Consider the following 20,039-nt stretch of genomic DNA (forward strand, 5'->3'; position numbering starts at 1 on the left):
GCATGCCCCATTGCTTTGGAGCATCACCATGTCCCTCGATCTCGAAACCGTTCCCGAAACCGCTGTGCAGGGCGACCTGCTCGAAGCGGCCGCTTCACCCCTCACCCTCAGCCTGCAGGACTTCGTATCGGAGTTCGGCGACGACCTGCTCGACTCGCTCAACCGCGCCAATCCACCGGTCTACACCGGCCAGATGCGGGTGCAGCGGCAACTGATCCTCGCCTCGCTCAAGCGCAAGCTGTTCCCGGCGCAAGCCGATGTGGTCCATGCCGTCACCGAGCTGTTGGTCGACCGCGGCGAACGTGCCGCGATCGTCAACGGCGAGATGGGCTGCGGCAAGACGACGGTGGGCATTGCCACCGCCGCAGTGCTCAACGCCGAAGGCTACCGCCGCACCCTGGTGCTCTCGCCACCCCATCTGGTCTACAAGTGGCGGCGTGAAATCCAGGAGACGGTGGCCGGCGCCAAGGTCTGGGTGCTCAATGGCCCGGACACGCTGGTCAAGCTGCTGAAGCTGCGCGAGCAGTTGGGCGTACCGGCCCAGGGCCAGGAGTTTTTCGTCCTGGGCCGCGTGCGGATGCGGATGGGGTTCCACTGGAAACCTGTCTTCGTTCGGCGGCGCACGCATCACGGCGAAGTGGGGGCCTGCCCGGATTGCGGGCATGTCATCACCGACCTCGACGGCGAGCCGATCAACCCGGTCGAACTCGAAGCCGAGGAGTCCCGCCGCAAGTGCAGCCACTGCCGTGCACCGCTGTGGTCGTTGATCCGTCCCAGAGGCCTGTCCGCCAGCGACCAGTCCTCGACCGTGCTCAAGGCACTGAAGCGTATTCCAACCATCGGGGAAGTCACCGCGCAGAAGCTGATGCAAAAGTTCGGTGACGCCTTCCTCGCGTCGATGCTCGGGGACAACATCCACGAGTTCATCAACCTGATGGATGGCAACGGCGAGCTGGTCTTCTCGGACCGGCAAGCCCATCGGATGGAACGTGCGATGGCCAACATGGAGTTCGGCTTCGGCGAGGGCGGCTACCAGCCGTCCGAGTTCATCAAGAGGCAGCTTCCCCAAGGCACGTTCGACCTGCTCATCGCCGACGAGGCACACGAGTACAAGAACGGCGGCTCCGCACAGGGCCAGGCCATGGGGGTGTTGGCGGCCAAGGCGCGCAAGACGCTGCTGCTCACCGGCACACTGATGGGCGGCTACGGCGACGACCTGTTCCACCTGCTGTTCCGAGCCCTGCCGGGGCGGATGATCGAAGACGGCTACCGGCCGACGAAGAGCGGCAGCATGACCTCGGCCGCGATGGCGTTCATGCGCGATCACGGCGTGCTCAAGGACATCTATTCCGAGAGCACGGGCACGGCGCACAAGACGGCCAAGGGCACCAAGGTATCGGTGCGCACGGTCAAGGCGCCGGGCTTCGGTCCCAAGGGCGTGCTGCGTTGCGTCCTGCCGTTCACGGTCTTCCTCAAGCTGAAGGACATCGGTGGCAACGTGCTGCCGCCCTACGACGAGGCGTTCCGCGAAGTCGCGATGGACACGGCGCAAGCCGCGGCCTACCGCGATCTGGCGGGTCGGCTGACCCAGGAGCTGAAGCAGGCCCTGGCGAGACGCGACACGACGCTGCTCGGTGTCGTCCTCAACGTGCTGCTGGCCTGGCCGGACTGCTGCTTCCGGTCGGAAACCGTGGTGCATCCGCGCACGCGCAACACCTTGGCGTTCGTTCCGGCTCAGTTCAACGAGCTGGAGGTGATGCCCAAGGAGCGCGAGCTGATCGAGATCTGCAAGCAGGAGAAGGCAGAAGGTCGCAAGACCCTGGTCTATTCGGTCTACACCGGCACGCGCGACACCACGTCGCGTTTGAAGGTGCTGCTGGAGCAGGAAGGCTTCAAGGTGGCGGTACTGCGCGCGAGCGTGGATGCCTCCCGCCGCGAGGACTGGATCGCCGAGCAGTTGGACCGTGGCATCGACGTGCTCATCACCAATCCCGAGCTGGTGAAAACCGGCCTGGACCTGCTGGAGTTCCCGACCATCGTGTTCCTCCAGTCGGGCTACAACGTGTATTCGTTGCAGCAGGCTGCCCGGCGCTCCTGGCGCATCGGCCAGAAGCAGCCGGTGCGCGTGATCTACCTGGGCTACGCCAGCTCCTCGCAGATGACCTGCCTGGGGCTGATGGCCAGGAAGATCATGGTCTCGCAAAGCACCTCGGGCGACGTGCCCGAGTCGGGCTTGGATGTCCTCAACCAGGACGGTGACTCCGTCGAAGTCGCGCTCGCCAGGCAACTGGTTGCGGCTTGATTCTCTGACACATGCCGGCGGCCCAGTGGGTCGCCGTATTTTTCCCCCGTACCAATTCAGATACGCCCCATCTCAAAGATGAAGCCATGACGAATCGCCCCCATGTGTTCCGGGGTCGGCACCAAGCACAGGATGTTGGTCGAGCGTGAAGCTGCTGTTTCGATTGATATAATCGCCGGATGACGAAATCAGAACTCATCGACCGTCTCGCACAGCGCTTCCCCCAGCTTGTTGCACGGGATGCGGAAGAGGCGGTGAAGGTGATCCTCGGCAGCATGACCAATGCGCTCACCCAAGGCGGCCGAATCGAGATTCGCGGTTTTGGCAGCTTTTCGCTGAACTACCGGCCGCCACGCGTGGGCCGCAACCCGAAGTCCGGCCAGACGGTGCATGTCCCCGGGAAATACGTGCCGCATTTCAAGTCGGGCAAGGAGTTGCGGGACCGAGTGGATGTTGCCCCCGTGCCGGCAGCCGTCCGCAAGAAAGCCGCCTGAACGGGACTGCCGGTATTGGTAGCGCAACAAGCCGACGAGGCGGCACATTGCAACTGCCAAAGTGTGGGGAGCAAGAAAGCTCAGGTATCCCCCTCACGTATCCCCAAAACGCACCGGGCGCCCGCGTACCCGAACGTGGCCCTCCGTTTCTCCACAGATTCTGTGGATAACCCTCTCGATAACTCGGTCACCACCCGGCGTTCAGGCACCTGGACGCTGTGACGCTTTTTTGACCAGCGGGCCGCCCGTTCCTCCAGGAATCGGCAAGGCGGCGATTCCCTTTGTTTGCTGATGCGTCATCCCAGGATGGCGAAGGTATCGGCTCCACATCGCAGAGAGCCGATCCATGCCATCAGCCCGCCCGTATTGCCGGACAGCCTGCGGTTGCCTGGCGCTGACCGCCTCCCTGGTGGCCGGCTGCGCGACGACCGCGCCGTCCTCCCCACCAGCCGCTTCATCCCGGGCAGTCGAACCTGCAATCTCACCACCGCAATACATCCCAGTGGTCCGCTACGGCCGCTACACCCTGGTCGAACTCAGGCCGACCGAGGCCCAGCGGGATTTGCTGCTGCAGGTGATCGACGTGACCCTGCCCGTCACCCTGCACGCGACGGTGGGCGACGCGCTGCGTCATGTACTACGGCGCTCCGGCTACCGGCTCTGCAGCGGCCCCGAAACTGGTGCACTGGATGCCCTCCCGCTGCCGGCGGCGCACTACCGGCTCGGGCCGATGGTGTTGCGCGATGCCCTGCTGACCCTCACCGGTCCGGCCTGGAACCTGCACGCCGACGAGGGTGCGCGCGTGGTGTGTGTCACGCCGGCCGGAATGCCTGCCGAGCCGGTCATGCCACTGCCTACTCCCGTCGGAGATGCCGACGCCCCGTCCGAGACATTCCCGCTTGCCGAGGAGGCGCAGCCATGACGACGACGCCGTACACCGAACGGTGGCGTCGCACCACCCTGCTGCACGTGGCCGCGGCCACCTGGCTGCTGCTGATCAGCGCCGCAGTCGTGATCGACCACGTCGTCCTGTCGAAACTGGCCGAAGAGGCCGAAGACCGCGTGCCTGGCATGCAGGTCGCCGTATTGGAAGCGCAACTGGTCGAACTCGCCCGGGAGCTCGAGCAGCACCGGCAAGGGCCGGCTGCACTGCCCTTGGTACGCTACGAATCCGAGCGCCTGGCCCTGGATCAACGGCTAGCAGCGCTCGAACAGGCACTCGGCGATCGGCCAACCACCGATCTGCAGTCCTTGCAGACTCGCATCGAACGGCTGGAAGTACGCCTTGCCACCGTCCGCTCGGTGCCGATGGCCGCTTCCCGTCCCCCCGTACTCGCGCCCGCAAAGCCCCAGCCCGTTGAGCCCGCGTTCCGGGTGATCGGCATCGAGCTGCGTGCGGGCGAACGCTTCCTGTCGATCCTGCCTATTGATGCGGCTGCGCTCGCATCGGCCCGTCTGCTGCGAGCTGGTGAAACCGAGGCCGGCTGGCGGCTCGAAGTGATCGAGGACGGCGTCGCCGTCTTCCGACACGGCGACGAGGTCCGCCGCCTGACAGTACCCGAGCGATAGGAGGGGCAAGTGAAGCAGTACAGGACCGTCACCCTCTTGACCGTCGCGCTTCTTACCGGCTCGACACCGGTCGCGGTTGCCCAGCACGCCGCCACGTCGGCCACCGTCCCCGGCCGCGAGCGGCTGGTGGCGATCGTCCGTAGCGACGAGCTGATGGCCCGCGACTGGGGGCTGGGTGCCGAAGACTGGGCGCGCTACCGGGAGCTGATGCAGGGACCGCTCGGCGTCTATTCCCCCACCCTCGATCCGCTCACGGCCCTGGGCATCGAGGCCCGCAGCGAGGAGGAGCGCAGGCGCTACGCGGAGTTGCAGGTGCAGGCCGAGGCACGGCGCGTCGGCAAGACGCTGGCCTACCAGCGGGCCTACGACGCGGCGTGGCAGCGCCTGTTTCCCGGCCAGCCGCGCGTGAGCCTGCCCGGCGCCACGGCGCGGGGTGCCAGCAACACCGGCTCCGGGCGCCTGGCGGTCTTCGTCAAGGGCGACTGCGTACCGTGCGCGCAGCGCGTACAGCAATTGCAGGCGGCCGGCACGGCCTTCGACCTCTACATGGTCGGCAGCCTTCAGGACGACGCGCGCATCCGGCAGTGGGCCACCCAGGCGGGCATCGATCCGGCCAGGGTGCGCACCCGCACCATCACGCTCAACCACGATGCGGGGCGCTGGCTGTCGCTCGGCCTGCCCGGCGATCTGCCGGCCGTGGTGCGCGAGGTGAACGGCCAATGGCAGCGGCAATAGGTACTCCGGGCCGGGAGCGTCGGCCATCCCGCGTCGCCATTCGCTGCGCCAGCGCCGCGCTGCTGCTCGCCACCGGTGGCTGGGCCTTGGCCGCCCTGGCGCGGGAAGTGCCGCCGCCGGCCTATCGACTGGCGGCGCATCGTGCAGACGTGCCGGCGGCGGTGCTGTACGCGGTGGCCTTGCAGGAGAGCTGCGCCATGCTGCGCGGGCGCCTGATCCCCTGGCCGTGGACGCTCAACGTCGCCGGCACGCCGCAGCGCTACGCCACCCGCGCCGAGGCCTGCGCGGGGCTGCACCGTGCGCTCGCCCGCACGCCGGCCAATCGCATCGACGCCGGCCTCGGCCAGGTCAATCTCGGCTACCACACGCATCGCTACACGCAGCCCTGCGAGCTGCTGGACCCGTACCGCAACCTCGCCATCGCTGCGGAAATCCTGCGCGAGCAGCACACGCCCGGCGAAGACTGGCTACTTGCCATCGGCCGCTACCACCGGCCCGCCGGCGGGGCACCCGCGGCGCGCTACCGGCGCAGTGTGCATCGGCACCTGACCCGCGTGCTCGACCCCGGCGTTCCCGTTCCAACCCTCCAGGCCACCACACCATGAACCACATCGTTCTCATCGCCGCCATCGGGCTGCTGCCCACGACTGCCGTCTTCGCCCAGACCGCCTCCGCGCCGCTGATCGTCGTCGAAGACCGCGGCGGCGCCTCCGCGCTGCCGTACTACCGGTCCCTGAATCCCCAGCCGGATCAGGCCACACCGCCGGCCCCGATGCCGGGCCCTCGCGCGGGCAACGCGGCCGACGCCGAAGCCGCCATGCTGCCGGTGCGCTCGACACAACTGTCGCCGGGCGAGGTGCAGCGCCGCGTCATCCGTGCGCCGGGCCTGACGGCGCTGTTCCTGATCGGCGACGACGAGCGTTCGCGTGCCTGGCTGCGGCAGCGGCAGGCGGCGCTGCGAGATCTGCAGGCCGTGGGCCTGGTGGTCAGCGTGGAGTCGATGGCCGCGCTGACGGCGCTGCGCAGGCTGGCTCCCGGCCTGACCCTGTCGCCGGCCTCCGGCGACGACCTGGCCGAGCGCCTGGGCCTGCGCCACTACCCGGTGCTCATCACGTCCACCGGCGTCGAGCAGTAGGTGCGCAAATGGCCCAACCGCATGCGGTCGAGGTTCTGCTGCGGCCAGCGGTGGAGCTTCATACCGTGGCGGTTTGCACCGGCGCCGCGATTCTCTGCCTGGTGGCACCGTGGTCGCTTGCGCTGAACCCGCTGCTCGGCCTGGGCTCGGCGCTGGCCTTCCTGACCTTCGGCGCAATTCGCCTGCGCGATGCCTGGGCGATCCTGCGCTATCGCCGCAACATCCGCCGCCTGCCGCGCTACGTGATGACCAGCCGCGACGTGCCGGTGAGTCAGCAACGGCTGTTCGTCGGCCGGGGCTTTCGCTGGGAGCAGCGGCACACGCACCGGCTGATGCAGACCTACCGGCCGGAGTTCCGCCGCTACGTCGAGCCAACGGCGATCTACCGGGCCGCCCGGCGGCTGGAAGAGCGGCTTGAATTCGCGCCGTTTCCCGTCTCGACGCTGGCGCGCGCACTGGCCTGGGACAGCCCGCTCAACCCGGCGCGGCCGCTGCCGCCGGTCGGCGGAATGCCGCGCCTGCATGGCATCGAGCCGCACGAGGTCGACGTCACCCTGCCCCTGGGCGAGCGCGTCGGCCACAGCCTGGTGCTGGGCACCACGCGCGTGGGCAAGACGCGGCTGGCCGAGTTGTTCATCACTCAGGACATCCGCCGCAAGGTCCGCGGCGAGCACGAGGTGGTGATCGTCTTCGACCCCAAGGGCGATGCGGACCTGTTGAAGCGCATGTACGTCGAGGCCAAGCGCGCCGGGCGCGAAGGCGAGTTCTACGTGTTTCATCTGGGCTGGCCCGACATCTCGGCGCGCTACAACGCCGTCGGCCGGTTCGGGCGGATCTCCGAGGTGGCCACGCGCATCGCCGGACAGCTCTCGGGCGAAGGCAACAGCGCCGCGTTCCGCGAATTCGCCTGGCGCTTCGTCAACATCATCGCGCGTGCCTTGGTGGAGCTGGGGCAGCGGCCGGACTATCTGCTGATCCAGCGCCACGTCATCAACATCGACGCGCTGTTCATCGAGTACGCCCAGCACTACTTCGCCAAGAACGAGCCGAAGGCCTGGGAGGTCATCGTCCAGCTCGAAGCGAAGCTGAACGACAAGAACATCCCGCGCAACATGATCGGGCGCGAGAAGCGCGTGGTGGCCCTCGAACAGTACCTGTCCCAGGTGCGCATCTATGACCCGGTGCTCGACGGCCTGCGCAGCGCCGTGCGCTACGACCGGACGTACTTCGACAAGATCGTCGCTTCGCTGCTGCCGCTGCTGGAGAAGCTCACCACCGGCAAGATCGCGCAACTGCTCGCACCGAATTATTCCGACCTGTCCGACCCGCGGCCGATCTTCGACTGGATGCAGGTCATCCGCAAACGCGCGGTGGTCTACGTGGGGCTGGATGCGCTGTCCGACGCCGAAGTCGCGGCGGCGGTGGGCAACTCGATGTTCAGCGATCTGGTCTCGGTGGCCGGCCACATCTACAAGTTCGGCATCGACGACGGGCTGCCCGGCGCCGCGGCGGGCGCCAAGATTCCGATCAACGTCCACGCCGACGAATTCAATGAACTCATGGGCGACGAGTTCATTCCGATGGTCAACAAGGGCGGCGGTGCCGGCGTGCTGGTGACGGCCTACACGCAGACCCTGAGCGACATCGAGGCGCGCATCGGCAACCGCGCCAAGGCCGGCCAAGTGGTCGGCAACTTCAACAATCTGTTCATGCTGCGCGTGCGCGAGACCGCCACCGCCGAGCTGCTGACGCGACAACTACCCAAGGTCGAGGTGTATGCCACGGCACTGATGAGCGGCGCCACCGACAGCTCCGACCCGCATGGAAATACCGCGTTCACGTCCAACACCCAGGACCGCATCAGCAGCAACAGCGTGCCGTTGATCGAGCCGGCGCATGTGGTGGCGCTGCCCAAGGGGCAGTGCTTCGCGCTGATCGAGGGCGGCAACCTCTGGAAAGTCCGCATGCCGCTGCCGGCACCCGACCCCGACGAAGCCATGCCGAAGGATCTGCAGGAGCTGGCCGGCTACATGCGACAGCACTACGTCGAGGCAGGAGACTGGTGGGAGAACCAAGGCATCCCCGGCCTGCAGGACAAGGCGCTGCCCGACGACCTGCTGGACGACTTCAAGCAGATGGCCGCCGCTGAAGAGGCCGATGCATGAGCGATCCGGCCGTCGCGGCCCAGCGCCAGCAACAACGACAGCAGGGACTGATCGCCGGCCTGGTCACGCTGCCGTTCCGCTTCTTCGGCGTGCTGTGCGGCGCGCTACTGCTGTGCATCCTGATCGAATGCGTCGGCATGCACTTCTTCTGGCCCGATCAGGGCTGGCGCCACGCGCAGGGCATGCTGAACTACGAGCTGGATCAGCTCTCCACGCATTTCACGCGCAGCGCGCTGGTGCAGGAGCCGGGGCGCACGGCGCACCGGATGGTGGAACACGGCTACGACTGGCTGTTCGTGAAAAGCGGTCTGCTGGACTGGATACGCGACGCCTCGGCGCAGGCCAGCGCCGGCAGCCATCGCCCGATCAAGGATTTCCGCTACTACATCGGCTTGGTCTACGTGAACGCGGAAAGCTACCTGATCGCGGCGGCCTACACGACGCTGGTCTTCCTCGTGCGGCTGCTGGTGCTGTGTCTGACGCTGCCGTTGTTCCTGATGACCGCCTTCGTCGGACTGGTGGATGGCCTGGTGCGCCGGGACATCCGCCGCTTCGGCGCGGGGCGCGAATCGGGGTTCATCTATCACCGCGCCAGGGCCAGCCTGATCCCGCTGGCCGTGCTGCCGTGGGTGACTTATCTGGCACTGCCGGTCAGCGTGAACCCGCTGCTGATCCTGCTGCCCAGCGCCGCATTGCTCGGCGTGGCGGTGTGCATTGCGGCGGCGACGTTCAAGAAGTACCTGTAGATCACTCCGGCTGCCAGGCGCAATCTGCCCAGTGCGCTTCGTAGCGTTTCACAAAGTCTTTCATCTCCCGGATGTTGACGGCAGGTTCGCGGCAGGCCCGGGCGCAGGTGGAAACGACATCCCGGTAGAACTCCGGGGCGACAGTCCTGATGCCGTCATAATTCATAAGCAAGTCCGGAATACGCTCCGTGATATTTGCTCCGCGAGGTGCCATCACAATGCTCGGGGGCTCTCCATACGTATTGATCAACACGTATCGCCAGCTTGGGTCTGCGGCTCCCTGGCGAGGGACAATCTCACAGGGACGTGCGTCTCCGCCTTTGGAAATGGCTTCGTAGACCTCCTTGATGGCCTGGGGTTTGTGGGCCACCAGGACATAAGGCCCGGCCCCTACATAGCTACCCATGCGTTCGTCGTATTCGATGCCGAGCAAGTCTTCCAGGTCAAAGCGTGCATGTCGGTCCAGGGGAGCCTTTCCTGAGGTGAACCATTGAAGTTCCCGCAGGGTGATCCCTGCACACTTGGCAACGTCTGCAGGCGAATTGGGCCAGCACGCCACGAGGTTCTTGGTGATTTCGGCTGCGTTGTCATAGTCACTGTCGGCCCAGAAATCATCATCCTCAACGATGTCCTCCGGTACCTTCTCACCTGTCAGCAGCCAAGTCCTGCCATGGAACCCGTCGAGCTTGAAATAACGTGGCTGATCGGGCGGTAGGGATGTCTCCCAGGATGACATCCATGGACCGGGTTCCCAGTCGAGCCCATCTGTCATTGTTGGCACCGGAACTTGCGCCGCTAAGGCCAGCCACTGCTGGATTCTGTCCTCGATCTTGCGGCTGTTCACGCTTCTGTGACCATCTCTGACGCGAAAATCGTGGTCATTTTGAGCCTCCCGGCAAAGGGCCTGAATGGACCCGGTAAGAGACCGGTCTTTTCCGTCATGCTTTCTCAGCAGCCACCGGCTGGCGTCCTGGGCTGAGCGCAGTGAAGCTGGAAGGGATTTCTCTTTGGCGCTGGCGACCTCGACCTGGACTCCGATTTTTGCCATATCCCGTGCGAGTTCAGGGCTGGATGTCGCGAGGTGGCGGTTGATCCTCAGAATGTCCGGTCGCCCACACAGGCCCTTGGCATTACGCCACGCATCCAGAAGAACATCCCGGAAGGCCTTGGGCTGATCGACCGGCGCAAATGTCATCCACCGAATGGGCAACCCGGCAACGGTCAATCCATAGAGTATGAGGGGGTTGAGCCCGTACCGCTCTGCATCCTTGACCTTGATCGGGTCCTGCACTGATACAACGCCATGCTCCGGATGGTGGAAAAGGAACTTGGCAATCGCAACGTAGAAATGATGTTCTCTTGGTGAAGTCATCGCCTGTCGATTCATTCTCAAGTTGACCTGCTTCTACTACCCGTTCTGTAGCGCTCAACCTGCCGCATCCAGGGGAGGATAAAGGGTGCGACCGATGTGCTAGTCAGACAGGTGAAGAATCTTCATTCATCATCACCTGGTACGCCAACCATTGAGGAAAATCCGGTGCACCGCCCGTTCCGATTCTCTGCGGCACACCCAAGCTTAACGCTGCAGCATCCCGCCATCCAGACGAATGCGGAAGGGCGTGATGACGACCAATGGCAAACCGACAACCGACTGCAGCCGCACACCGATTCTAGCCTTGGTACTGGCGGCTGCGCTGTCCACCACGCCACCTGTGCTGGCCGGCGACTCCGCGTTGGAGAATGCACAACTGGTGGCTCTCGTCCGCCAGCTCGACCAGCTTGAGCGGACTGCCCGGCACGGCGCGAGCCTCACCCGAGATGAGCGCGCCCGCTATCAGTTCGACTACGCCCGCTTGGACCAAGACATCGAGCGCATCCGCGCCGGCCTGCAGGACTACCTCGTGCCCCAGCGCGCCCAGCCGCGCGATCCCGTCCCGCTGGTTGGCGATTACGTCCGCCGCGACCGCGCCGACGACGAGGAGCCGTCGCCATGACGCCCTCTGCCGATCAGGTCGCCGCCTTCCAGGCCAACGGCGGCTTTGCGCCTTCGGCCGTTGCTGCCGTGGTGCTGGGCTTCGTCTTCGCCGTGTTGCTGCTGTGGGGCGTGTGGGCCATGCGCACCGCCTACGTCGGCTGGGCCGAGCACCGCATCACTGAACGTCAGTTCCTCGCCGTCGTCGTGCGCTTCGTGGCGATGTACCTGGTGCTGACCTTCTTCCTCCTCTCCTGACCGTCACGAAAGGCCATACGCCATGAACATGCCTCCGACACCCCATCGCATTCCGTCCCGCATCGCCGCTCCGCTGCTGCCGCTGGCGCTCGCGGGCCTGCCGCTGTCGGCCTTCGCGCAGGGCCTGCCGACCATGGAAGACCCATCGCGCGGCCAGGGTAGCGGCATCTTGCAGACCTTGCAGAACTACGGCTACGACATCGTGCTGCTGATCGCGCTGCTGGTGGTCGCCTCGATGTTCGTCGGTGTCTGCTATCACGCCTACACACGCTACTCGGAGATCCACACGGGCCGCGCCACCTGGGGCCAGTTCGGCCTGACGGTCGCCGTGGGCGCGATCCTGCTGGTGGTCGGCATCTGGCTGCTCACCAAGGCCACCGGCGTGCTGTAAGGGCGGCAAGCGATGGCCGTCCCTCCGGAGACCCCGCGCGACACGCTGGTGACCTTCCTGCCGCACCGGCTTAACCGCCAGCCGGTGGTCGTGCGCGGGCTGACCGCCGACGAGTTGTGGATCTGCGCCGGCCTGTCGGCCGCCGCCGGGTTCGCGCTCGGCCTGCCGCTGGCGTGGCTCACGCACAGCATCGCCATGGTGCCCACGCTGATCGTCGCCGGCATCGCGCTGGGCGTCTTCGTCGGCGGTGGCTTCCTGCGCGCACAGAAACGCGGCCGGCCCGACACCTGGCTGTACCGGCAGCTCCAGTGGCGGCTGGCCCTGCGGCATCCGGCGCTGGCAGCGCTCCTGAGCGGGCAGCGCCTCATCACCCGCTCGGGCTACTGGACGACCCGGCGCAACACCGATCGAGGTGCGCCATGAGCCGTTTCAAGAACGAGGTTGCGCACCTGCAGGCGCACGTGAAGACGTTGCGTCTGGGGGCCGGCGCGTTGTTCGTGGTGGCGCTGCTGCTCGGCTTCGGTTGGTGGAGTGCGCCGAAGATTCTCACCATCCATGTGCCGCCGGACCTGCGCTCGGGCAGCACGCGCAAGTGGTGGGACGTGCCGCCCGAGAGTGTGTATGCCTTCTCGTTTTACATCTGGCAGCAGGTACAGCGTTGGCCCACGAACGGCGAAGAGGACTATCCGCGCAACCTGCGTGCGCTGTCGGCCTACCTGACGCCGAGCTGCCGGGCCTTCCTGCAACAGGACTACGAGTACCGGCGCGCCAGTGGCGAGCTGCGTCAGCGCGTGCGCGGCATCTACGAGATTCCCGGCCGCGGTTACGGCGACGATCCGGCCACGCGCGTCAAGGTGGTTTCCGATCGCGATTGGATCGTCACGCTCGACGTGAGCGCGGACGAATACTACGGCTCCGAGCAGGTCAAGCGCGCCCTGGTGCGCTACCCCATCAAGGTCGTCCGGCTGGACATCGACCCCGAGCACAACCCCTTCGGCCTGGCGCTGGACTGCTACGCCAGCGCGCCCCAGCGCATCGAACCGCCGACACCGACCCAGGCCGGCGCGCCCGCCAACGCCTCCGGCCACCTGCAGGGAGACTCCCCATGAAGCCCATTGCCTTGTCGTCCCTGGCCGGCGTCCTGCTGATCCTCGGTTTCGTGCCGGCCAGCCAGGCCGTGGAAATCCTGCGCTGGGAGCGGCTGCCTCTGCCGGTGCCGCTGGTGGTCGGCCAGGAGCGCGTGGTCTTCATCGACCGCAATGTGCGCGTCGGCGTGCCGGCCGGCGTCGGCGACCACCTGCGCGTGCAGAGTGCGGGCGGCGCGATCTACCTGCGGGCGAACGAGCCGATTCCGCCCACGCGGCTGCAACTGCAGGACGTGGAATCCGGCGCGCTGATCCTGCTCGACATCGCCGCCGAGCCGGCGAAGGACGGCCAGGCGCCGCTGGAGCCGGTGCGCATCGTGGAAGCGGAAGCCCCCGCGAAGCGCTACGGCGGCGGTGCAGCAGGCGGCGCGGACGAGCAGGCCGATGCGCCCGCAGACAAATCCGTTCCCCGGCGCGAAACGCCGGTACCGGTCGTGCTGACGCGCCATGCCGCGCAGAACCTGTACGCGCCGCTGCGCACCGTCGAGCCGGTCGCCGGCATCGGGCGCGTAAACCTGCGCCGCGACCTCGCGCTGGACACCTTGCTGCCGACGCTGCCGGTGCACGCGCGGGCACTGGCCGCATGGCGCCTGGAAGACCAGTGGGTGACCGCCGTGCGACTCACCAATACCGCCGCGCGCTGGCTCGACCTTGACCCGCGCGCTTTGCAGGGGAACTTCGTGGCGGCGACTTTCCAGCACCCGACCCTGGGGCCGGACGGCACCCCGTCCGACACCACGGTGCTCTACTTGATCACGCGCGGTCACGGCCTGGCCGAGTCGCTGCTGCCGGCGCTGAGCCCGATCGACGCCACCGTGAACCTGCTGCCGGCCGCCGCGGCCGGCTCGACCGGAGGAGCGCGCGATGAAGAGTAATCCGCTGCTCAAGTGGCTGCTGATCCCGATGGCGCTGCTGCTGGTGTTCGTCGGCATCAAGCTGTTCTCCGGCGCCCCCGGCGGCCAGCCCGCCCCCAAGGGCGCGGCCAGTACGCTCACGCCCGAGGAGATGAAAGCCCTGGGCATCGCCGGCGACACACCGCGCGATACCGTCGCCACGCTGGTGGCCCAGGTGAAGCAGTTGCGCACCGAGCTGCAGAGCGCGCTCGGCGACAACAAGCAGCACAAGGCCGAGAACGAGCGCCTGCGCGCGCGGGAAAGCGCGATCGACCAGCGCATCCAGAGCGCGCTGGAAGGCGAACGCAACCGCCTGGAGCAGGAACGCACCCAGGTGGCCAGCGACAGGCAGCAGACCCAGGGGCTGCTGCAGGATCTGCAGCGGCAACTGGACGGCCTTTCCGGCAAGGGTGGCCCATCCGACCTGCCCGTCGGGCTGGGGCTGGAAGAAGGTGACGGCAAGAGCTTCACCCGCGGCACCAGTGGCACGCAATGGGTCGAGCCCGACGATGCCAAGGTCGACGCCAAGAACGGCAGCAAGACGCCGAGCTTTCCCCTGAGCTTCGGGCCGGCCCAGAAAAGCCTGTCGACCGCGGTGGAATCCGTCGCCGACGTTGGCAGCCGCGCGGTGGGCGCATCCACGAAGGCCGTCTATACCGTGCCGTCGAACTCGACGCTCATGGGGTCGGTTTCCATGACGGCGCTGATCGGGCGCGTACCGATCGATGGAACCGTCAACGACCCGTACCCGTTCAAGGTGCTGATCGGCCCGGACAACCTCACGGCCAACGGCATCGACATCCCCGACGTGGCCGGCGCCGTGGTCAGCGGCACGGCCTCGGGCGACTGGACGCTCTCGTGCGTGCGAGGGCAAATCCGCTCGGTCACGTTCGTGTTCCAGGACGGCACCATCCGCACGGTGCCGGAGGACAGCAGCAAGGGCGGCAGCAGCGGCGGCAACTCGGGTCACAACGGCGCCAGCATCCAGGGCGGCCTGGGCTGGATCAGCGACCCCTACGGCATTCCCTGCGTCAGCGGCGAGCGGCGCAGCAACGCCCAGCAGTACCTGGGCAGCCAGGCGCTCATCACCGCGGCCGGCGCCGGCGCCGCGTCGCTCATCAAGTCCGACAACGGCAGCGTGGCCGTGGTCGCCAACAGCAACGGCTCGCTGGGCACCGTCGGCATCAGCGGCAACGAAGCGATGGGCCGCATCCTCGCGGGCGGCGTGCGCGACATGGCCGATTGGGTCAACAAGCTCTACGGCCAGGCCTTCGCGGCGGTCTACGTGCAGCCCGGCGCCAAGGTGGCCGTGCATCTGGAGCAGCCGCTCGACATCGACTACGACGCCAAGGGGCGTCGGGTCCACCACCGCACCGGAGAAGCCCATGCCTCGGATCTGGATTGACGCGGCCGCCTTGCTGCTGGCGGCCACCCTGCTCGGCGGCTGCGCCACCAGCAAGGAGAAGCTGCTGCCGCACGGCGACAGCACCATGCTCGACATCTGGCATCAGGAGACCGGCGGCAGCGCGGGCGGCGGCCAGGCCGCGCGGCAACTGCTCGATGCGCGCCAGGGCCTGCGCCGGCCGCTGACCGAGGCCGATGTGCAGGCGGCGCCCGACGTGCAGGCGCGCTACACCCGTACCGCGCAGAACGAGATTTACCGCCAGTTCCACCGCCTGCCGAACCCCGACCTGGTGATGTACGTGTTCCCGCACCTAGCGGGCACCGACCCGGTGCCGGTGCCCGGCTACAGCACGGTGTTCCCGCTCTACCAGCGCGTGCAGTACGCGATGCCGGGCGAGCGCGTGGAGGACTACTGATGGCCTGGTCGCTGCCGTGGTCACGCAAGCCCGACGCATCGCCTGCTGACGCCGTGGATGCGGCCGATGATGCCTGGGCACGGCACGTAACGGCGCTGGCGGCACAGGGTGTCGCCGAGCCGGGCAGCGTGCTCGGCCGGGGCCGGCGCGGGCCGGCCACCCAGGCCGACCACGATGCGCTCTATGGCGTCGCGCCGTCGTTCGCGGACCTGCTGCCCTGGGTCGAGTACCTGCCCGACACCAGGTGCATGTTGCTGGAAGATGGCCAGTCGGTGGCGGCCTTCTTTGAGCTGGCGCCGGTTGGCACCGAGGGCCGCGAGATGGCCTGGCTATGGCAGGCGCGCGATGCGCTGGAGAACGCCCTGCAGGATTCCTTTGACGAGTTGGACGACAACCCCTGGGTGGTGCAGCTCTACGCCCAGGACGAGGCCGACCGGGACAACTATCGGCGCTCCCTGGCGAACTACCTGCAGCCGCGTGCACAGGGCAGCGCGTTCAGCGACTTCTACCTGCGCTTCTTCGCCCATCACCTGCGGGCCATCGCCAAGCCGGGTGGCCTGTTCGAGGACACCACGGTGACGCGCCTGCCGTGGCGCGGCCAAGTCCGGCGCGTGCGCATGGTGGTCTACCGCCGCACGTCCGCGGCCCAGACCTCGCGGCGCGGCCAGTCGCCCGAGCAGGCGCTGACCACGATCTGCGACCGCCTCGTCGGCGGGCTGGCGAATGTCGGCGTGAAGGCTCGGCGCCTCGGTGCGGCGGACATCCACGCCTGGCTGCTGCGCTGGTTCAACCCGAATCCGACCTTGCTCGGCGCCGCCGCCGAAGACCGGGAACGCTTCTACGCGCTGACCCGCTACCCGGAAGAGCGGGAGGAGGGCGAGATCGAACTCGCCAGCGGCACCGACTTCGCACAACGGCTGTTCTTCGGCCAACCCCGCTCGGACGTGCCCAACGGCCTGTGGTTCTTCGACGGCATGCCGCACCGGGTGATCGTGATGGATCGCCTGCGCACGCCACCCGTGACGGGCCATCTGACGGGCGAGACGCGCAAAGGCGGCGATGCCATGAACGCGCTGTTCGACCAGATGCCCGAGGACACGATGATGTGCCTGACGCTGGTCGCCACGCCCCAGGACGTGCTGGAGGCGCACCTCAACCACCTCGCCAGGAAGGCCGTCGGCGAGACCCTGGCCTCGGAGCAGACCCGGCAGGACGTGCAGCAGGCGCGCGGCCTGATCGGCAGCGCGCACAAGCTCTACCGTGGCGCGCTGGCGTTCTACCTGCGCGGCCGCGACCTGGTCCAGCTCGATGCGCGCGGCCTGCAGCTCGTCAACGTGATGCTCAACGCCAGCCTGCAACCGGTACGCGAAGAGGACGAGGTGGCGCCGCTGAACAGTTATCTGCGCTGGCTGCCGTGCGTGTTCGATCCGGCTGCCGACAAGCGCCAGTGGTACACCCAGCTCATGTTCGCGCAACATGTGGCGAACCTGGCGCCGGTCTGGGGCCGCAGCCAGGGCACGGGGCATCCCGGCATCACGTTCTTCAACCGCGGCGGCGGTCCGATCACCTTCGATCCGTTGAACCGCCTCGACCGGCAGATGAACGCGCATCTGTTCCTGTTCGGCCCCACGGGGTCGGGCAAGAGCGCGACGCTCAACAACATCCTGAACCAAGTCACGGCGATCTATCGGCCGCGCCTGTTCATCGTCGAGGCGGGCAACAGCTTCGGCCTGTTCGGCGACTTCGCGGCACGGTTGGGCCTCACCGTGCATCGCGTGAAGCTCGCGCCGGGCGCGGGCGTCAGTCTGGCTCCGTTCGCCGACGCCTGGCGCCTGGTCGATACGCCGAGCCAGGTACAGACGCTGGACGCCGATGCGCTCGACGAAGACCAGCCCGATGCCGGCATGGCCGTGGAAGGTGATGAGCAGCGCGACGTGCTCGGCGAGCTGGAGATCACTGCACGACTGATGATTACCGGAGGCGAGGACAAGGAAGAAGCGCGCATGACGCGCGCCGACCGCAGCCTGATTCGCCAGTGCATTCTCGATGCGGCCCAGCATTGCGTGGCGGACAGGCGCACGGTGCTCACGCGCGATGTGCGTGACGCGCTGCGCGAGCGCGCCCGCGACGCCACGCTGCCGGAGATGCGGCGCGCACGGCTGCTGGAGATGGCCGACGCCATGGACATGTTCTGCCAGGGCGTGGACGGCGAGATGTTCGACCGGTCCGGCACGCCGTGGCCCGAGGCGGACATCACCATCGTGGACCTGGCCACCTTCGCGCGCGAGGGCTACAACGCCCAACTCTCGATTGCCTACATCTCGCTCATCAACACCGTCAACAACATCGCCGAGCGCGACCAGTTCCTGGGCCGCCCGATCATCAACGTGACGGACGAAGGCCACATCATCACGAAGAACCCGCTGCTCGCGCCCTACGTGGTCAAGATCACCAAGATGTGGCGCAAGCTCGGCGCCTGGTTCTGGCTCGCCACGCAGAACCTGGACGACCTGCCGAAAGCGGCCGAGCCCATGCTCAACATGATCGAGTGGTGGATCTGCCTGTCGATGCCGCCCGATGAAGTGGAGAAGATCGCGCGCTTCCGCGAACTCAACGCGTCGCAGAAGGCGCTGATGCTCTCGGCGCGCAAGGAGGCCGGCAAGTTCAGCGAGGGCGTCATCCTGTCCAAGTCGATGGAGGTGCTGTTCCGCGCCGTGCCGCCTAGCCTCTACCTGGCGATGGCGATGACCGAGCCCGAGGAGAAGGCCGAACGCTTCCAGTTGATGCAGCAGAACGGCATCAGCGAGCTGGATGCCGCCTTCCGCGTGGCCGAGAAGATCGACCGTGCGCGGGGCATCGAACCCCTGGCGCTGGACACGTTGGCCTGACGGGAGCAGCACGATGCGCATGCCTTCATTCGCCCGCCGTCATCCCTGGATCGGTCTACTGATCGTGGTGACGATTGGGGTTGTCTCGTGGATGCTGCTGCGCGCGCCGCATCCGGCAACCGAGCCCATGTCCCCGGCCGCCGCCGGGTCCGAAGCGTCGAAACCGGCCGGCCGGCCCTGGCTGTATGGCCGTGCCGATGCGCGCTTCACCGTGATCGGGTACGCCGACCTGGAGTGTCCGTACTGCCGGGCCTACTTCCCCGCGCTCAAGCGCTGGATCGACGCCCATCCCGAGGTGAACTGGCAGTGGCACCACCTGCCGCTGTCCATGCACGAGCCGGCCGCGACTGCCGGGGCTCGCCTGGCCGAGTGCGCGGGCGAGACGGGCGGACATGCCACGTTCTGGCAGGCCGTGGCGTGGCTCTACGCGCACACCCGTGGCGACGGCCAGGGCCTGCCGGAGGGCCTGCGCTATCCCGAGCTCACGCCAGCCATGCAGGATTGTCTCGACAGCGAGCGGCCCGATGCCGTCATCCGTGCCCAGACGGTGAAAGCCGCAGAGCAGGGCATCGCGGCCACGCCCGCCCTCCAGTTGCGCGACCGCGAGACCGGCAAGACCCTCCTGCTGCAGGGTCCTGTCGAAGGCGATGCCTTGCTGTCGGCCATAGACCTGCTCGCTGCCGGCGGCAGGACCGTTTCCGAACCCGCCCATTCCGCAGACATGCCCACCGGCGTTGCCGGTGACATGCCCAGGTAGCCATCGATCCTCAAGGCTACGGCGCGGCTGGTCCGCGTTGATCGAAACCCGTTCGCATCGCATCCCTTGACGCGAACAGCCACTGCATCCGCGGTGGTGGATGCCCGCTCGTCACCTGTTCCATTCCTATCGGCCCCCGGAGGGTTTGCCCTCCGGGGGCAGGCGCCCTCCGATCTCATCCAATGGAGGTTCGCCATGTCTCTTGTCATCGCCGACTCCGGCCCGGAGTCGCTCACCCTGATTGCCACCCAGCACGAAGACTGGATCATCCAGCAGGCGATCATGCTGCTGGAGAACCGCGTTTTCAGGGGCGGTCCCGTATTGGAGAGTCCCGCCGCCGTGCGCGACTACCTGCGCCTGAAACTGGTCGCGGAACCGAACGAAATCCTGGCCGTCGTGTTTCTCAACAGCCAGCACCAGGTGCTCGCCTTTGAGCCGTTATTCAAGGGCACGGTCGACCAGACGCCGGTGTATCCGCGCGTATTGGTTCAGCGTGCCCTGGCGCTCAACGCTTCGGCCCTGATCCTGGCGCATCAGCACCCGTCGGGGAAAACCGAGCCTTCAGTCGCCGATCGTGCGATCACCGAGCGACTGACGAGCGCGCTGGCCACCATCGATGTCCAGGTGCTGGATCACTTCATCGTCGGCAAGGGCAGCCCGTACTCGTTCGCCGAAGCCGGCTTGTTGTAGCAGCATCTCAGGCGGATTCATTTCATCACCACGGGAGCCATTGGCTCCCGCTTCCTTTTAGTTCTTCCGCAGGAAATCG

General features: G+C 67.0%; 21 protein-coding genes. 20 read left to right on the forward strand and 1 reads right to left on the reverse strand.

The features are described 5' to 3' along the window. Positions 1-28 precede the first annotated feature (28 nt). The 9 genes from M622_RS26355 to M622_RS26390 all read left to right on the forward strand — a co-directional run bounded on the left by M622_RS26355 (position 29) and on the right by M622_RS26390 (position 9,146). A complete protein-coding gene (locus M622_RS26355; RefSeq protein ID WP_021248594.1) occupies positions 29-2,302 on the forward strand; it encodes a helicase-related protein in 2,274 nt (757 codons plus the stop codon). 179 nt (positions 2,303-2,481) lie between these two features. After that, positions 2,482-2,796, forward strand: a complete 315-nt coding sequence (locus M622_RS26360) for an integration host factor subunit beta (protein WP_021248595.1) — start codon at positions 2,482-2,484, stop codon at positions 2,794-2,796. Between the two features lie 502 nt (positions 2,797-3,298). Then, complete coding sequence (pilL2, locus tag M622_RS0120030) at positions 3,299-3,718, forward strand: PFGI-1 class ICE element type IV pilus protein PilL2 (protein WP_021248596.1); 420 nt, start codon at positions 3,299-3,301, stop codon at positions 3,716-3,718. Then, on the forward strand, positions 3,715-4,365 hold the full coding sequence (locus M622_RS26365; protein ID WP_021248597.1) for a hypothetical protein: 651 nt from the start codon (positions 3,715-3,717) through the stop codon (positions 4,363-4,365). The genes pilL2 and M622_RS26365 overlap by 4 nt, the downstream gene beginning before the upstream one ends. A gap of 9 nt (positions 4,366-4,374) precedes the next feature. Further along, positions 4,375-5,100 carry a TIGR03759 family integrating conjugative element protein gene (locus M622_RS26370; RefSeq protein WP_021248598.1) on the forward strand — a complete coding sequence of 242 codons (726 nt, stop codon included), beginning with the start codon at positions 4,375-4,377 and terminating at the stop codon, positions 5,098-5,100. Further along, on the forward strand, positions 5,085-5,705 hold the full coding sequence (locus M622_RS26375) for a lysozyme family protein (protein ID WP_021248599.1): 621 nt from the start codon (positions 5,085-5,087) through the stop codon (positions 5,703-5,705). The genes M622_RS26370 and M622_RS26375 overlap by 16 nt, the downstream gene beginning before the upstream one ends. After that, entirely contained in the window at positions 5,702-6,235 is a 534-nt protein-coding gene (locus M622_RS26380; protein WP_021248600.1) for an integrating conjugative element protein, read from the forward strand. The genes M622_RS26375 and M622_RS26380 overlap by 4 nt, the downstream gene beginning before the upstream one ends. Before the next feature lie 8 nt (positions 6,236-6,243). After that, on the forward strand, positions 6,244-8,400 hold the full coding sequence (traD, locus tag M622_RS26385; RefSeq protein WP_021248601.1) for a type IV conjugative transfer system coupling protein TraD: 2,157 nt from the start codon (positions 6,244-6,246) through the stop codon (positions 8,398-8,400). Next, on the forward strand, positions 8,397-9,146 hold the full coding sequence (locus tag M622_RS26390; RefSeq protein ID WP_021248602.1) for a TIGR03747 family integrating conjugative element membrane protein: 750 nt from the start codon (positions 8,397-8,399) through the stop codon (positions 9,144-9,146). Before traD ends, M622_RS26390 begins: the two co-directional genes overlap by 4 nt. Before the next feature lies 1 nt (position 9,147). Here M622_RS26390 and M622_RS26395 read toward each other — a convergent pair whose 3' ends face one another. Then, positions 9,148-10,533, reverse strand: coding sequence for a hypothetical protein (locus tag M622_RS26395; protein WP_031346498.1), 1,386 nt, complete (start codon positions 10,531-10,533; stop codon positions 9,148-9,150). 235 nt (positions 10,534-10,768) lie between these two features. Here M622_RS26395 and M622_RS26400 point away from each other — a divergent pair, with 235 nt between their 5' ends. The 11 genes from M622_RS26400 to radC all read left to right on the forward strand — a co-directional run bounded on the left by M622_RS26400 (position 10,769) and on the right by radC (position 19,960). Continuing rightward, on the forward strand, positions 10,769-11,140 hold the full coding sequence (locus tag M622_RS26400) for an integrative conjugative element protein, RAQPRD family (RefSeq protein ID WP_021248604.1): 372 nt from the start codon (positions 10,769-10,771) through the stop codon (positions 11,138-11,140). Beyond that, positions 11,137-11,376 (forward strand): TIGR03758 family integrating conjugative element protein, encoded by a 240-nt coding sequence (locus tag M622_RS26405; protein WP_003294214.1) that lies wholly within the window; start codon positions 11,137-11,139, stop codon positions 11,374-11,376. Before M622_RS26400 ends, M622_RS26405 begins: the two co-directional genes overlap by 4 nt. A 22-nt stretch (positions 11,377-11,398) precedes the next feature. Continuing rightward, a complete protein-coding gene (locus M622_RS26410) occupies positions 11,399-11,767 on the forward strand; it encodes a TIGR03745 family integrating conjugative element membrane protein (protein ID WP_021248605.1) in 369 nt (122 codons plus the stop codon). Positions 11,768-11,779: 12 nt separating this feature from the next. Further along, positions 11,780-12,190: a TIGR03750 family conjugal transfer protein gene (locus tag M622_RS26415; protein ID WP_021248606.1), complete on the forward strand. Its 411-nt coding sequence runs from the start codon at positions 11,780-11,782 to the stop codon at positions 12,188-12,190. Further along, positions 12,187-12,876, forward strand: coding sequence for a PFL_4703 family integrating conjugative element protein (locus tag M622_RS26420; RefSeq protein WP_021248607.1), 690 nt, complete (start codon positions 12,187-12,189; stop codon positions 12,874-12,876). Before M622_RS26415 ends, M622_RS26420 begins: the two co-directional genes overlap by 4 nt. Beyond that, on the forward strand, positions 12,873-13,787 hold the full coding sequence (locus tag M622_RS26425; RefSeq protein ID WP_021248608.1) for a TIGR03749 family integrating conjugative element protein: 915 nt from the start codon (positions 12,873-12,875) through the stop codon (positions 13,785-13,787). The genes M622_RS26420 and M622_RS26425 overlap by 4 nt, the downstream gene beginning before the upstream one ends. Then, complete coding sequence (locus M622_RS26430) at positions 13,777-15,210, forward strand: TIGR03752 family integrating conjugative element protein (RefSeq protein WP_021248609.1); 1,434 nt, start codon at positions 13,777-13,779, stop codon at positions 15,208-15,210. The genes M622_RS26425 and M622_RS26430 overlap by 11 nt, the downstream gene beginning before the upstream one ends. Continuing rightward, a complete protein-coding gene (locus tag M622_RS26435) occupies positions 15,191-15,625 on the forward strand; it encodes a TIGR03751 family conjugal transfer lipoprotein (RefSeq protein WP_021248610.1) in 435 nt (144 codons plus the stop codon). The genes M622_RS26430 and M622_RS26435 overlap by 20 nt, the downstream gene beginning before the upstream one ends. Next, positions 15,625-18,513, forward strand: coding sequence for a conjugative transfer ATPase (locus tag M622_RS26440; protein WP_021248611.1), 2,889 nt, complete (start codon positions 15,625-15,627; stop codon positions 18,511-18,513). Before M622_RS26435 ends, M622_RS26440 begins: the two co-directional genes overlap by 1 nt. Before the next feature lie 13 nt (positions 18,514-18,526). After that, a complete protein-coding gene (locus tag M622_RS26445; RefSeq protein WP_021248612.1) occupies positions 18,527-19,270 on the forward strand; it encodes a DsbA family protein in 744 nt (247 codons plus the stop codon). A gap of 195 nt (positions 19,271-19,465) precedes the next feature. Next, positions 19,466-19,960 carry a RadC family protein gene (gene radC / locus M622_RS26450; RefSeq protein ID WP_021248613.1) on the forward strand — a complete coding sequence of 165 codons (495 nt, stop codon included), beginning with the start codon at positions 19,466-19,468 and terminating at the stop codon, positions 19,958-19,960. Positions 19,961-20,039: the final 79 nt, after the last annotated feature.

It is taken from the genome of Thauera terpenica 58Eu, from assembly GCF_000443165.1.
GTDB classification, from domain to species: domain Bacteria; phylum Pseudomonadota; class Gammaproteobacteria; order Burkholderiales; family Rhodocyclaceae; genus Thauera; species Thauera terpenica.